General features: G+C 61.3%; 13 protein-coding genes. All 13 read left to right on the top strand.

The genetic code is table 11. From position 1 onward, the window contains the following. The first annotated feature begins 9 nt into the window (after positions 1-9). The 13 genes from minC (at position 10) to H8699_RS06825 (ending at position 13,446) form a co-directional block, all read left to right on the top strand. Positions 10-723 (top strand): septum site-determining protein MinC, encoded by a 714-nt coding sequence (minC, locus tag H8699_RS06885; RefSeq protein ID WP_249285031.1) that lies wholly within the window; start codon positions 10-12, stop codon positions 721-723. A 51-nt stretch (positions 724-774) separates the two neighbouring features. Then, a complete protein-coding gene (minD, locus tag H8699_RS06880; RefSeq protein WP_147517639.1) occupies positions 775-1,572 on the top strand; it encodes a septum site-determining protein MinD in 798 nt (265 codons plus the stop codon). An 11-nt stretch (positions 1,573-1,583) separates the two neighbouring features. Next, on the top strand, positions 1,584-1,880 hold the full coding sequence (gene minE / locus H8699_RS06875; protein WP_138296219.1) for a cell division topological specificity factor MinE: 297 nt from the start codon (positions 1,584-1,586) through the stop codon (positions 1,878-1,880). Between the two features lie 20 nt (positions 1,881-1,900). After that, positions 1,901-3,121 carry a rod shape-determining protein RodA gene (gene rodA, locus H8699_RS06870; RefSeq protein WP_249285030.1) on the top strand — a complete coding sequence of 407 codons (1,221 nt, stop codon included), beginning with the start codon at positions 1,901-1,903 and terminating at the stop codon, positions 3,119-3,121. After that, on the top strand, positions 3,081-3,506 hold the full coding sequence (gene mgsA / locus H8699_RS06865; protein WP_138296217.1) for a methylglyoxal synthase: 426 nt from the start codon (positions 3,081-3,083) through the stop codon (positions 3,504-3,506). Before rodA ends, mgsA begins: the two co-directional genes overlap by 41 nt. A 134-nt stretch (positions 3,507-3,640) precedes the next feature. Continuing rightward, positions 3,641-4,768: a M23 family metallopeptidase gene (locus H8699_RS06860; RefSeq protein ID WP_249285029.1), complete on the top strand. Its 1,128-nt coding sequence runs from the start codon at positions 3,641-3,643 to the stop codon at positions 4,766-4,768. Between the two features lie 2 nt (positions 4,769-4,770). Next, positions 4,771-5,679 carry a M50 family metallopeptidase gene (locus H8699_RS06855; protein ID WP_249285028.1) on the top strand — a complete coding sequence of 303 codons (909 nt, stop codon included), beginning with the start codon at positions 4,771-4,773 and terminating at the stop codon, positions 5,677-5,679. Positions 5,680-5,749: 70 nt separating this feature from the next. Then, a complete protein-coding gene (locus tag H8699_RS06850) occupies positions 5,750-7,588 on the top strand; it encodes a TIGR03960 family B12-binding radical SAM protein (RefSeq protein ID WP_249285027.1) in 1,839 nt (612 codons plus the stop codon). Next, positions 7,585-8,280, top strand: a complete 696-nt coding sequence (locus H8699_RS06845; RefSeq protein ID WP_249285026.1) for a TIGR03936 family radical SAM-associated protein — start codon at positions 7,585-7,587, stop codon at positions 8,278-8,280. Before H8699_RS06850 ends, H8699_RS06845 begins: the two co-directional genes overlap by 4 nt. Further along, on the top strand, positions 8,277-9,728 hold the full coding sequence (locus H8699_RS06840) for an Rne/Rng family ribonuclease (RefSeq protein ID WP_249285025.1): 1,452 nt from the start codon (positions 8,277-8,279) through the stop codon (positions 9,726-9,728). Before H8699_RS06845 ends, H8699_RS06840 begins: the two co-directional genes overlap by 4 nt. A 302-nt stretch (positions 9,729-10,030) precedes the next feature. Then, positions 10,031-10,810: an HAD-IIA family hydrolase gene (locus H8699_RS06835; RefSeq protein WP_249285120.1), complete on the top strand. Its 780-nt coding sequence runs from the start codon at positions 10,031-10,033 to the stop codon at positions 10,808-10,810. Positions 10,811-10,898: 88 nt separating this feature from the next. After that, positions 10,899-12,146, top strand: a complete 1,248-nt coding sequence (locus H8699_RS06830) for an adenosylhomocysteinase (protein ID WP_249285024.1) — start codon at positions 10,899-10,901, stop codon at positions 12,144-12,146. Between the two features lies 1 nt (position 12,147). Beyond that, positions 12,148-13,446, top strand: coding sequence for an amidohydrolase (locus tag H8699_RS06825; protein ID WP_249285023.1), 1,299 nt, complete (start codon positions 12,148-12,150; stop codon positions 13,444-13,446). The last annotated feature ends 14 nt before the right edge of the window (positions 13,447-13,460 follow it).

The raw sequence follows: 13,460 nt of genomic DNA, 5'->3' as shown, positions 1-13,460 counted from the left end.
GAGGCGGCGATGGACGAGATCATCCATTCCTGGCAGGGGCGGGGCGAAGTGCTGCGCATCACAGTGGCCAGGGAAGCCGGGTTTGAGGAGATACGCCAGGCCATCAAGGCGCGCATGGCCCGCCACCCCGCCTTTTATAAGGGCGGCCAGGGCGTGGCCCTGTGCGGCGCGGCAATGGACGAGGCCCAAAGGGAAAGGCTGGCGGCCTGGATGTATCGGGAGTTTGGCATTTTATCCCTATCCTTTGAGGATGAAAAAGAAGCTGCATGCCAGGAGGAGCCGACAAGCCAGCAGCCCCCGCCGGCGGACAAGACGGAGGAACCCGGGCCAAGCGCGGCGCAGATGGCGGATTCCCCGGGGAATAGCGGCATCAAAATTTTGCCGGTGCCTACCGACAAGACCCAGTTTATCCACGGATTGATCCGCAGCGGCCAGCGCATACGGGCCAGCGGGCATGTGGTGATCGTAGGGGATGTAAACCCGGGGGCGGAGCTGATCGCCGATGGCAGCATCGTGGTCATGGGCGCGCTGCGCGGCAAGGCCCATGCGGGTTATGCCGGAGATGAGCGCGCGGTGATCGCCGCGCTGAGCCTGCAGCCTACGCTGCTGGCCATCGCCAAGGTGGTCAACCTGCCGCCAGAGGAGGGGTTGGAAAAAGCCGGCTATCCGGAAAAGGCCAGGCTATTGGCCGGAAAGATCGTGATCGAACCCTTAACGGATTAGATAGATATAAAGAGATAAGACAAAAGACAAGAGATGAAGGGGGAACTTCAAATGGGGAAAGTACTGGTGGTGACGTCGGGCAAGGGCGGCGTAGGCAAGACGACTGCGGTGGCCAATATCGGCACCGGCCTGGCGCGGGAAGGCCACAGCGTCGCTTTGGTGGACACGGATATCGGCCTTCGGAACCTGGATGTGGTGATGGGACTTGAAAACCGCATTATCTTCGACCTGGTGGATGTGGTGGATCAAACCTGCAAACTGGAGCAGGCGCTGATCCGGGACAGGCGCTTTCAAAACCTGCAGCTGCTGCCCGCGGCGCAGACCCGGGACAAGACCGCCGTCACCCCGGAGCAGATGAAAAAGGTGATCGAGGCGCTGCGCGAACAGAACGATTATGTGCTGATCGATTGCCCGGCGGGCATCGAACAGGGGTTTTACAACGCCATCGCCGGGGCGGACAAGGCCGTGGTGGTGACCATGCCGGAGGTATCCTCTATCCGGGATGCGGACCGGATCATCGGCCTGCTTAACGCCAACGGTATTACCTCGCAGGAGCTGGTGATCAACCGCATCCGCCCGGAGATGGTGCGCCGGGGCGAGATGATGCGCGCGGACGACGTGCTGGACGTGCTGGGCGTGCCGCTTTTGGGGCTGGTGCCGGATGACGAGCAGATCATCCGCTCGACCAATATGGGCCAGCCGGTGGTGCTGGACAAGCACGCCCCTGCCGGGCAGGCTTACCGCAATATCGTGCGGCGCATCGGCGGGGCGCAGGTCCCCATGATGAACCTGGAAGGCCCCCAGGGCTGGCGGCGTTTCTGGCCCGGGCGGCTGCGCCAGGCGAGATAGGGGGCGCGCTTATGAATTTATTTGCATTCCTGCGGCGCGACAAAAAAAGCGGCAATGTGGCGCGCGAGCGGCTGATGGCCGTGGTCGCGCAGGACCGCTGCGATAATTCAGAGGCCTTTTTGGGCTCTGTGCGGATGGACGTGGTGGCCGCGCTGCAAAAGTACATGGATGTGGACGAAGAACAGTTCCGCCTGGAGCTTAAGCGGGACCGGGACGGCGAGCTTGTGATGAGCACGCTGCAGGCCAGCGTGCCGGTGTTAAAGCTCCATTTGGCGGGGGCCAATGCGCCTGCTGCAAAAAGCGTATGATCTGAAGGAGATAAGGAACATTGAGATTTAAGTTGCCCAAACGGCCCAACAGGGCCTGGTACAGAAATATCGATTGGATGCTGCCGCTGCTCATCGTGGCGCTGGGGATCTACAGCCTCATCGGCATTGCCAGCGCTACGGCCACGCCCACCATCCCGCCGGACGGGGTGAACTTTTGGGAGTGGCTTAAGATGATGAACGTCTACTACGTGCGGCTGCAACTGCTATGGTTCGTATTGGGCTTTGTGCTGCTGATCTTGACCATGACCATCGACTATAAGGTGTATAAGCGCTTTGCCGATTGGATCTATTGGGCCAACGTGGCGCTGCTAGCGGCGCTGTTTATCTTCTCTACAGCCAGCCGGGGCGCGGTATCCTGGTTCAAGCTGGGCAGTCGGATGTTCCAACCTTCCGAGATCGCCAAGATCGCCATCATTATCTTTTTAGCCAAAAAGATCGCCGCCTGCGACGGTGGGATCCACTCCTTTAAACAGCTGCTGCCCATACTGGGCTATTTTCTGCTGCCGTTTGCCCTGATCCTGGCCCAGCCGGACTTTGGTACGGCGCTGGTGTTCCTGTCGATCTTTGCGGGGATGATGTTCCTGGGCGGGCTGCGGGGTCGGCTGATCGCCATTATCGCCGGCAGCGGCATTGCGGCGGTGCCGGTGCTATGGATGTTCATTTTAAACGATGTGCAAAAGCAGCGGGTGCTGGTCTACCTGGGGCTTGCCTCGGATACCGGCTCCAGCGCCTATCACGTGACCCAGTCCAAGATCGCCATCGGCTCAGGGCAGATGTTTGGCAAGGGGATGTTCAACACCGGGGCGATGAGCCAGCTCAATTACGTGCCGGAAAAGCATACGGACTTTATCTTTTCGGTGGTATGCGAGACCTTTGGTTTTGTGGGGGCCATGGTGCTGCTGGGGCTTTACTTTTTGCTGATCTTCCGCCTGATCTACATGGCCTATAAATTGCAGGACCGTTTTTGTTCGCTGATCGTGGTGGGCGTGGTGTCCATGCTGTTCTTCCACATCTTTGAAAACATTGGAATGACCCTGGGCGTGATGCCCATAACCGGAATTCCTTTACCTTTAATGAGTTATGGGGGTTCCAGTGTGTTTTCAATTATGATATTATTAGGGTTAGTGATGAATGTTTGGCTGCGGCGAAACCGGCCGCCTGAAATTGGGGGGGAGAACCATGAACATCGCATTGATAGCGCACGACAAGAAGAAGCCTGACATGGTGAATTTCGCCATCGCCTATTGTGACATCCTTAAAAAGCACGCGCTTTGCGCCACAGGCACCACGGGCAGCCTGGTATCCGAGGCGACCGGCCTTCCGGTGCACTGCTTTTTATCCGGCCCTATGGGGGGCGACCAACAGATCGGTTCGCTGGTGGCCTATAACCGGCTGGATCTGATTATCTTTCTGCGCGACCCGTTGACGGCCCAGCCCCACGAGCCGGATGTTTCGGCCCTTTTGCGGCTGTGCGACGTGCACGATATCCCGCTGGCTACCAATATGGCCTCGGCCGAGGCCATGCTCATGGCGCTGGAGCGGGGGGACCTGGATTGGCGGGAGCTGGTGAATCCGCCCATGGAATCGCCCTTTACCCAGCTTTAGGGGCATACAAAACCATAACGCAAGGCTGCAGGCCGTTTGTTCTCTTTACGGGGACCAACGGCCTTTTCTTTTGCATGTTCCCCCCTGGGCTCACATAGGATGAAGTGAACCCAGGTAATAAGGAGGAAGAGCATATGCAAGAGGGGAAGGGCAACCTGACGCGGTTGAACACCACCGCTTTTGAGGTATATCCATTACAGAGCGATCCCAGCCCGGAGGGGGAGGACGTGCAAAGCGAGATCGACCGCTTTTTAGAGCGCACGGGAGACCCGCAGGAAATGACGATCGATGAGGGGGCGGGGCCCGGCGAGGCGCCGCCCAAGGCCATCGCCATGCGGGGGATCACGGTAGAGGACGGCGCACTGCCGGACTGGTTGGCGCCCGCCAGGGTAGACGAGGCGCCGGAAGAGGGCGCGGAACCCCGGGAGCCGCAGGCCCAGCCAGCCCCGGAGATAGAACGGCCGCGGATGCAGTACACGGGGGTGAGCGGGTATTACGGCGCACAGCGGCGGGATTATCGGGGCTATACCCGCTCTAGCGGCCGCAAGGGGAAAAAAGGGCCGGCGCGTGGCCGGGTAACGGCGGTATCCGCCCGGCGCGGCAGCCCGCGGGGCGGCGAAAAGAGCGAGGAGGACCGCCAGCTCAATAAGATCATGATCAAGGTGGGCGTATGCGCGGCTGTGGTGCTGGTGGTGCTGGTGGCCAAAGCCATCGACCAGCCCTGGAGCCGCCAGGCCATGAGCACCTTTAAGCAGACCATTGAGGCACCGCTCAAACTGGATGAGACCATTGGCCAGCTGCGGTTTGTGGAGAATATCTTCCCGGATGCCGTTTCGGTATTCTCGGGGATGGAGAGCGCAGCCCTGCCCGAGGATGTGCCCACCCTGGCCGCGCCTGCGGCGGGAAAGATCACGGCGCGCTTTATTGAGGGGCGCAACGAGGGGCTGGACATCGCGGGGCAGGATACCGGGGATGTGCTGGCCGCTGCCGATGGTACGGTGACGGAGCTGGGGCAGGACGCCACCCGGGGCGCATACGTCAAGATCGACCATGGCGACGAGCTGGAGACCGTGTATTACCAGCTCACAGATATCGCCGTTAAAGAGGGGGACGCGGTGACCCAGCACCAGAAGATCGCCACCATTGCAAAGACAGGGGAGCAGGCCGTGCTGCACTTTGAATTGCGCTATCAGGGCCGCGCCTTTGACCCGCTGCCCCATATCGACGATACGGAGAAGACGCAGGACGCGGGCGGGGTATAACCATGCTGAAACGAGGCAAGATCCGGCTGGGGCGTATCGGCAATATCGACTTGCTGATAAGCCCCTTTTTTATCCTCTGGCTGATCCCCACCGTTTTGCTGGGGCAGGGCGGGTTTGTGCTGGCGCTGTTTACCATGCTGACGCTGCACGAGCTTAGCCACGTGGCGGTGGCGCTGGCCTTCCATTGCCGGGTAGCGGAGATCGAGCTGATGCCCATGGGCGGTGTGGCGCGGCTGGAGGCCAACCTGCCGGTGCGTCCGCAGGCGGAGGCCACCATTGCCCTGGCAGGGCCGGTTTGCAGCCTGGCGCTGGCTTTCTCTTGCGTGGCCCTCTTTTATGGGCTGAAAAACTACGGCCCTCAGCTGCAGTTTTTGGCTAATGTGAACCTGTCTATCGCCTTTATCAACCTGATCCCCGCCATGCCGCTGGATGGCGGCCGGGCCATGCGCGCCCTGCTCGCCCGGGCGCTGGGGCTGAAAAAGGCCACCCACCTGGTGGTCAGCCTGGGCAAGGTGCTCTCCCTTGGATTGGGGGCCATGGGGATCGTGCTGCTTCAAGGCGGGCAGGCTGCGGGCTTAAGCTACCTGCTGGCCGCGCCCTATATCTTTTTATGTGCGCTAGCCGAGGGGAAGGCCACGCCATATCTTTGGATGCGGGATATGAATTATAAGGAACTGGCGCTGCAGCAACAGGGCTTTCTGCCGGTACAGACCATTGCCGTCCGGGGAGATACCCCTTTGCAGGACGTGCTCAATCGCATGGCGCCCAGCCGCTATTACCAAATATTGATTTTAGACCGGCAAAACGCTGCGCGAGGCGTGCTGGGAGAGCGGGAGATCGGCCTTGCGCTATCCGAGGGGATGGGGCATATCGCCGTGGCGCGGATCTACCAGATGTACGCCAAGAATTGACCCGCAGGCCCCAAACGTGATAATCTTAAGGTGCTTTTAAAGCAAAATTACGATAGATAGGGGCAGCGCTTTGCAAAAAGAATTGTCTGAAATTTTGCCGCAGGTATCGCGGCCCGGCCGGTATACCGGCGGGGAACTGAACGAGGTCGTCAAACCCCTGGAGGGGATCAAGACGCGTTTTGCCTTTTGCTTTCCGGATACGTACGAGGTGGGTATGTCCCACCTGGGGATGCGGATATTGTACGACGCTATCAACCGGCGGGAGAGCGCCTATTGCGAGCGGGCCTTTGCGCCCTGGGTGGACATGCTGCAAAAGATGCGGGAAAACCATATCCCGCTTTGCACGTTGGAGACCGGCACGCCGCTTGGCGAATTTGATATGGTAGGGTTTTCCCTGCAGTATGAGCTGAGCTATACCAACGTATTGCTGATGTTGGATCTGGGCGGCATCCCGCTGCGCGCTTGCGACCGGGGGGAGGGCGCCCCCTTTGTGGTTCTGGGCGGGCCCTGCGCTTATAACCCGGAGCCCATCGCCCCCTTTGCGGATATTGTGGTGTTGGGCGAGGGGGAAGAAGTGCTGGACGAGCTGTTGGACGTTTATGAGGCCTGGAAGGCTTCAGGGCAGGCGCGCGGCGCGTTTTTGCGCCAGGCGGCCGGGCTTGCAGGGGTGTATGTGCCGGCGTTTTATGCCGTGGAATATGAGGCGGATGGGCGCATCCGCAGCATCACCCCCAGGGAGGCTGGTATTCCCCCGAAGATCGAAAAGCGCTTTTTGACCGATCTGGATGCTGCGCCCTTTCCGGAAAAGGGGATCGTCCCCTATCTTGAGCCGGTGCACGACCGGATTATGCTGGAGGTTTTCCGGGGCTGCACCCGGGGCTGCCGCTTTTGCCAGGCGGGGATGATCTACCGCCCGGTGCGCGAGAAGAGCCCCGAGGTATTGACCGAGCAGGCCTGCGCGCTGGAGGCTTCCACGGGCTATGAGGAGATCTCCCTGACTTCGCTGAGCACGGGGGATTATTCCCGCCTGCCGGAGCTTGCTAAAGAATTGAACGACGCCTTTGCGGACAAGCGGGTCTCCCTCTCGCTGCCCTCGCTGCGGCTGGACTCCTTTGAGGAGCAGTTTATGCAGGAGATCCAAAAGGTGCGCAAGAGCGGGTTGACCTTTGCACCCGAGGCCGGAACCCAGCGGCTGCGGGACGTGATCAACAAAAACATCACCGAGCAGGACCTGATGGGCACGGTGGAAAAGGCTTTTAACGGCGGGTGGAACGCGGTCAAGCTGTATTTCATGTGCGGGCTGCCCACCGAGACCGATGAGGACCTGATGGGCATTGTAGAGCTGGCGCAAAAGGTGAAAAACGCCTATTACGCCGTCCCCAAGGAGAAACGGGCCAAGGGACTGCGGGTAACGGTCAGCGTATCCAACTTTGTGCCCAAGCCCTTTACCCCCTTCCAGTGGGAAGGGCAAAATACCATGGCGGAGTTTGACCGCAAGCGCGCCCTGCTGAAAGACGCCCTGCGCCCCATACGCGGGGTGGAGTTCAGCTGGCACGATTCGCGGCTCAGCGTGCTGGAGGCCGTATTCGCCCGGGGAGACCGCAGGCTGGCCGACGCCCTGGAGAAGGCCTACCGCCTGGGCTGCATCTTTGACGGCTGGTCGGATCAGTTCAACTACGAGGGGTGGATGCAGGCCTTTGAGGCCTGCGGCGTTAACGTAAACTTTTATGCTGCAAGGCCGCGCGCTTTGGACGAGGTGATGCCCTGGGCCCACCTCTCCTGCGGGGTGAACGATGACTTTTTTAAGCGCGAGCGGGAAAGGGCCCTCGCCGCGCAGACCACGCCGGACTGCCGGGGCGGCTGCCACGGCTGCGGGTTACAAAAGGTGTGCGGAGGTGCGGTAAAATGAGGATGATTGTGCGCTTTGCCAAGGGCGAGAAAGTGCGCTATATCGGCCACCTGGACCTGATGCGGGCCATGCAGCGGGCGCTGCGCCGTAGCGGGGTGCCGGTGGCCTATTCGGCGGGCTTTAACCCGCACATGGTGCTTAGTTTTGCCTCCGCGGTGGCGGTGGGCAACACAAGCGATGATGAGTATATGGATGTGGGGCTGGCCGAGGGCAGCGAGGCATGGGATGCCCAGGCCTTTGTAGCGGCGCTGCGCGCCGCCGCGCCCGCGGGGTTGGAGATACTGGGCGGCGCCAAGGTGGAGGATTCTTATCCGGCGCTGATGGCGCAGGTCGCCCTGTCCGATTATTGCGTGGAGCTGCCCAAGGGAAGCCCCGTGGATTGGGCGGTGCAAGCCCAGGCGCTTTTGGCGCGGGAGCAGGTGATGGCCTGGCGGGAGACCAAGAAGGGCGAAAAGGAGCTGGATATCCGGCCGATGGTGGTCAGCCTTCAATTTAATGCGGAGCAAAGGGCCCTGAATATGCGGCTTAAGACCGGCTCTGCCGCCAATCTAAAGCCCGAGACCGTGATGCAGGCCCTGTGCGCGCAGGCTGGCGTGCCGTACCGCATTGAGGATTATCCCGTCAACCGCCTGGCGCTTTGGGCCTGCCGGGCGAATCAGCCTGTCAGCCTGCTGGCGTTGGAGGAAGCATGAGGGAGATCCTGATCGAACAGGGCCGTTTTTTGACCCGGGCGGTGGTTTTAGAGGAAGGGAAGCTGGCTGCGGTCTATGCAGAGCACAGCAAAACCGCCGGACGCGTTGGGGAGATCTATAGCGGCCGCGTGGAAAACGTGCTGAGCGGGTTGCAGGCGGCCTTTGTGGACATCGGCCTGCCGCAAAAGGCTTTTTTACATGTCCAGCAGCTGGCGGGGCATGTGCGCACGCCGATACAAAAGCGCTTGCGCGCCGGCCAGTGGGTGCTGGTGCAGGTGGAAAGCTGCCCCGGCGGGGATAAGGGTCTGCGGCTGACCGAGCGGATCACCCTCCCGGGCGTGGCGCTGGTGCTCACGCCCATGGAGGACGCGGTGGGGGTTTCCCGCCGTATTGGCGGGGATGAGCGGCGCGAAGCGCTCAAAGCCCTGGTGCGCGGTATGCTGCCAGAAGGGATGGGGGCCATCGTGCGGACGGCGGCTGCGGACTGCACCGAGGCACAGCTGCGCCGCGAGTGCGAGGCGCTGCTGGCACAGTGGAACGAGATTTTGGCCGGGCAGGCAGAGCGCCATATGCCCGGCCTGCTGGGCGGGGAAAATGCGCTGCCCCTGCGGGTGGTGCGGGACCATATGGAAGATGTCGCGCACTTGACGGTGCAGGGGCAGGGCGGCGGCCTTGCGGCAGCGCTGGCGTTTATCCGCCGCTTGTTGCCGGAATGCTGGCCGCAGGTGCAGCGCTTTGACGAGCCGGGCAGCCTGCTGGAGGCCCGGGGGCTGGACAAGCCCCTGCGGGAGCTGCAGCATCGCCGGGTATGGCTTAAAAGCGGCGGATTTTTGCTGATCGAGCGCACCCAGGCCATGACGGTGATCGATGTCAATACCGGCAAGTTTACCGGAAAGGGCGATTTTGAGGATACGATCCTGCGGACCAATCTGGAGGCGGCCGCTGAGGCGGCCCGCCAACTGCGGCTGCGGGATATGGGCGGCATGGCGGTGATCGACTTTATCGATATGGCTCGGGAACCTGCGCGGGAGCAAGTGCTTGCCGTGCTGCGGGAGGCCTTTGCGCCGGACCGGAACCGGGTGCAGGTGCTGGGCTTTACCCGGCTGGGGCTGGTGGAACTGCGCCGCCAGCGGCTGGGCTATGGCCTGGATGAGGCGCTGGGGCAGGAATGCCCGGCTTGCAGCGGCACGGGCCAGATCGACGCGCACGCCTGGCTGCTGGAGCGGGCCTGCGCCGCTGCCGCGCGGCTGGCCGCCCACAGGGATTGCGCCTGCGTGGCGCTGCGCCTGCCGGTGCAGACGGTACAGGCGCTCAAGCAAATGGAAAAAGCAGATGCCCCGCTGGCCCAACGCCCTATCGCGATTTATGCCGATGGCGGCGTGATGCCTGGGCAATACGCCGTCAAGGGATTAAATGCCCGGCCCCAAGAGGCAGATGCTTGGCTTTGATTGTCCGCGCGGAAAAGATGCCAACTCCCATACCGCGGGCGAAGGATCGCCCGAAAAGCACTAGGCTAAGCTTTTGCTTAGCGGCGTGGGAAAAGCATTGTCAAGCGGTAACGCTTGAGATTCTTCGCTCGGGCTGGGGCCCTCGCTCTGAATGACGGATACGAGGGCAAACCGTGCGATAGAGCTGCAGGTCTGGGTATTCATACGCGCCACTCCGAGCGCGGGCGAGGCATTTCATCGTAACCATTTGACCGCGCATGATATTACAGGGCTGAAATTTGTATTACTTGGAGGAAAAAATGATGGATTTAACAGAATTGAAACAAAAACAGGCCTTTATTTGTGACATGGACGGCGTAATCTACCATGGAAATAATCTGCTGCCCGGCGTGCACGAGTTCATCAGCTGGCTGGAGGAGAACCACAAGCAGTTTATCTTTTTGACCAATAGCTCCGAGCGCGCCCCCAGAGAATTGCAGCAAAAGCTGGGCCGCATGGGGCTGGAGGTGGATGAGAGCCACTTTTACACCAGCGCCCTGGCCACGGCCGCATTTCTGGCGCAGCAGTGCCCGGGCGGGACGGTGTACGCCATCGGCGAGGCGGGGCTGATCAACGCCCTGTACGAGGCCGGCCTTTCGATGAACGATGTGAATCCCGATTACGTGGTGGTGGGCGAAACGCGCTCTTATGGCTATGAAAAGATCGAAAAGGCGGTGCAGCTGGTGTTTGGCGGGGCCAAGCTGATCGGCACCAATACGGATTTGACGGGCCCCTCTGAAAACGGCATTATCCCGGCCTGCCGGGCGCTGATGGCGCCTATCGAGCTGGCCACGGGGCGCACGGCCTATTACATCGGCAAGCCCAACCCGCTGATGATGCGCATCGCCCGGGACCGGCTGGGCGTTTCCCGCTCGCAGACGGCCATCATCGGGGACCGGATGGATACCGATATCGTAGCGGGCATCGAATCCAATATGGAGACGGTGCTGGTGCTCAGCGGCGTGACCAGCCGCCAGAGCATGGAGCGCTTCCCCTACCGGCCGCGCTACATCCTCAACGGCGTGGGGGATATTGCGAAATAGAGGGCTCCTTGCAGTTGGCCGCCCTTTCATGTACAATTAAAGGATACCAGTTTTTGTACTTTAAGCGAAAGGTAAAGGGAGAAACGAAATGAGTATGATTCGGGACGCGGCGCTCGCCCCCAGCGGACAGGCCAAGATCGATTGGGTCAAGGACTATATGCCGCTTCTGGGCGCGATCCGGGAAACGTTTGAAAAAGAGCAGCCCTTTAAGGGGATGCGCATAGCGGTATCCGTCCATATGGAGGCCAAAACGGCCTATCTTTGCCAGGTGCTGGCTGCGGGCGGGGCGCAGGTGGCCGCTACGGGCTGCAACCCCCTCTCCACGCAGGACGATGTGGCCGCGGCGCTGGCGCAAAGCGGGGTAGAGGTATTTGCTTGGCACGGGGCCAGCGAGCAGGAGTATTGGGGGCACCTAAACGCCGCGCTGGACATCCGGCCGCAGGTCATCGTGGACGACGGGGGCGATTTTGTGCACCTGCTGCACGGTGCGCGCAAGGAACTGCAGGGCGGCATCTGGGGCGGCTGCGAGGAGACCACCACGGGCGTGATGCGCTTAAAGGCCCGCGTGCGGGAGGGGCTTTTGGCCTTCCCCATGATCTCGGTAAACGATGCGCAGTGCAAGCACTTTTTTGATAACCGCTACGGCACCGGCCAATCGGTGTGGGATGGCATCATGCGCACCACCAACCTCATCGTCGCGGGCAAGACCGTGGTGGTGGCGGGCTATGGCTGGTGCGGTAAAGGCGTATCCTTTAAGGCCAAGGGGCTGGGGGCGCGGGTAGTCATTACCGAGGTAGACCCGGTCAAGGCAATCGAAGCGGTGATGGACGGATACGAGGTGATGCCCATGGCCGAGGCGGCCAAGATCGGCGACATATTCATCACCGTTACCGGCTGCCGGGACGTGATACGCCGGGAGCATATGGAAGTGATGAAAAGCGGCGTGCTGCTGGCCAACGCCGGACATTTTGACGTGGAGATCAACAAGGGGGATCTGCGCGCGCTATGTGGGGAGGGCTTTGCCCGCAAACCCGGCATCGAAGGCTTCCGCACGCCCGACGGGCGGGTTTTGAACCTGCTGGCCGAGGGGCGTCTGGTCAACCTGGCGGCAGGGGACGGGCACCCGGCAGAGATCATGGATATGAGCTTTGCCCTGCAGGCGCTTTGCGCCCGCTATGTGGCCCAGCACCATGACGCGCTCAAGGAGAGGCGGGTGTACGAGGTGCCCCAGGAGATCGACCGGTATGTGGCGCAGCTGAAACTGCAGGCCCTAGGCTGCGGGATCGACGCGCTATCCCCGGAGCAGCAGGAATACATCTCGGGCTGGGAGGCTTAATATGGATATCCGTTTTGACCACGCGGCCATCCTGACGGTGGACGGGGAGGACCGGGAATTAAGCGACGCAACGCTCTGCGTGAAAGATGGCCGCATCGCCTATATCGGCGGGGCGGAGGGCGCGCCGCAGGACTATTCGCCCGGACGCACCATCGACGCGAAGGGCAACCTGCTGATGCCGGGCTTTGTCAATGCCCACACGCATCTGCCCATGACCCTGTTTCGCGGCTATGCCAACGATTTGAATTTGCAGGATTGGCTCTTTGGCAATATCATTCCGCTGGAGGACAAACTAACGGCGGAAGATGTATACTTAGGGGCAATGGTAGGCGCGGCAGAAATGCTGCTTAGCGGCACCACCTGCTTTTTAGATATGTACGACTTTGCCGATACCATCGCTGTGGCGGTGGAAAAAAGCGGCCTGCGCGCGGTGCTTTGCCAGGGTATGGCGGGGGATGGCGGCAATATGCAAAAGATCGCAAAGGCGAAGGAGATCTGCCAGCGCTTCCAGGGCGCGGCCCAGGGGCGGATCACCACCATGATCTCGCCGCACGCGGAGTACACCTGCTCGGAGGAATTTCTGCTGGCCTGCAGGGATGCGGCGCAGGAACTGGGCGTGGGCGTCCACGTGCACGCCAGCGAAACGGCCAAGGAAGTGCGCGAGTGCATGGAGCGCCACGACGGACTATCGCCCATCCGGTATTTTGACAAGCTGGGCCTGATTACGGATAAGACGGTTTTGGCCCATTGCGTGGCTATCGACAGCGGGGATCTGGAGACCCTCGCCGCGCGGGGCGCGCATGTGGCGCACAACCCGGGCAGCAATATGAAGCTGGCCAGCGGCTTTGCCCCGGTGCCGGCGCTGTTGCGCGGGGGCATAAACGTGGCTTTGGGCACGGATGGCGCATCCAGCAACAATAACCTGGATATGTGGGAAGAGATGGCGCTTTGCGCCCTGATGCACAAGGGGTTCTCGGGAGACCCCAAGGCGATCCCCGCGAAAAAGGCGCTGCGCATGGCCACCATCGACGGGGCCAGGGCGCTGGGCCTGGAGGACGAGACCGGCTCACTGGAAGTGGGCAAGAAGGCGGACCTGATTTTAGTGGATACGCAGGGCCCGTGGTATTACCCTCGGGGAGAAATGGTCAACCACGTCGTCTACGCGGGCCATAGCGCGGATGTGAAGATGACGATGGTGGAGGGCCGCATCCTGATGGAGGATGGGCGCATCCCGCATGTGGACATGCCCGCCCTGCTTGACGAGTTCAACCGGGCGGCGCTGGCGCTGCGCGCCCGTTAAATCCCAGGAAAAGA

Origin of the sequence: Luoshenia tenuis, from assembly GCF_014384745.1 — a bacterium.
Classification (GTDB): Bacteria; Bacillota; Clostridia; order Christensenellales.
This window is presented reverse-complemented; position numbering and strand designations above follow the sequence as displayed.

Coding starts and splice junctions, on each gene's coding strand:
- H8699_RS06860 (WP_249285029.1), top strand. CDS start 3,641: ATGCAAGAGGGGAAGGGCAACCTGACGCGGTTGAACACCACCGCTTTT.
- H8699_RS06835 (WP_249285120.1), top strand. CDS start 10,031: ATGGATTTAACAGAATTGAAACAAAAACAGGCCTTTATTTGTGACATG.
- H8699_RS06845 (WP_249285026.1), top strand. CDS start 7,585: ATGAGGATGATTGTGCGCTTTGCCAAGGGCGAGAAAGTGCGCTATATC.
- H8699_RS06825 (WP_249285023.1), top strand. CDS start 12,148: ATGGATATCCGTTTTGACCACGCGGCCATCCTGACGGTGGACGGGGAG.
- minD (WP_147517639.1), top strand. CDS start 775: ATGGGGAAAGTACTGGTGGTGACGTCGGGCAAGGGCGGCGTAGGCAAG.
- minE (WP_138296219.1), top strand. CDS start 1,584: ATGAATTTATTTGCATTCCTGCGGCGCGACAAAAAAAGCGGCAATGTG.
- mgsA (WP_138296217.1), top strand. CDS start 3,081: ATGAACATCGCATTGATAGCGCACGACAAGAAGAAGCCTGACATGGTG.
- H8699_RS06830 (WP_249285024.1), top strand. CDS start 10,899: ATGAGTATGATTCGGGACGCGGCGCTCGCCCCCAGCGGACAGGCCAAG.
- minC (WP_249285031.1), top strand. CDS start 10: ATGGACGAGATCATCCATTCCTGGCAGGGGCGGGGCGAAGTGCTGCGC.
- H8699_RS06855 (WP_249285028.1), top strand. CDS start 4,771: ATGCTGAAACGAGGCAAGATCCGGCTGGGGCGTATCGGCAATATCGAC.
- H8699_RS06840 (WP_249285025.1), top strand. CDS start 8,277: ATGAGGGAGATCCTGATCGAACAGGGCCGTTTTTTGACCCGGGCGGTG.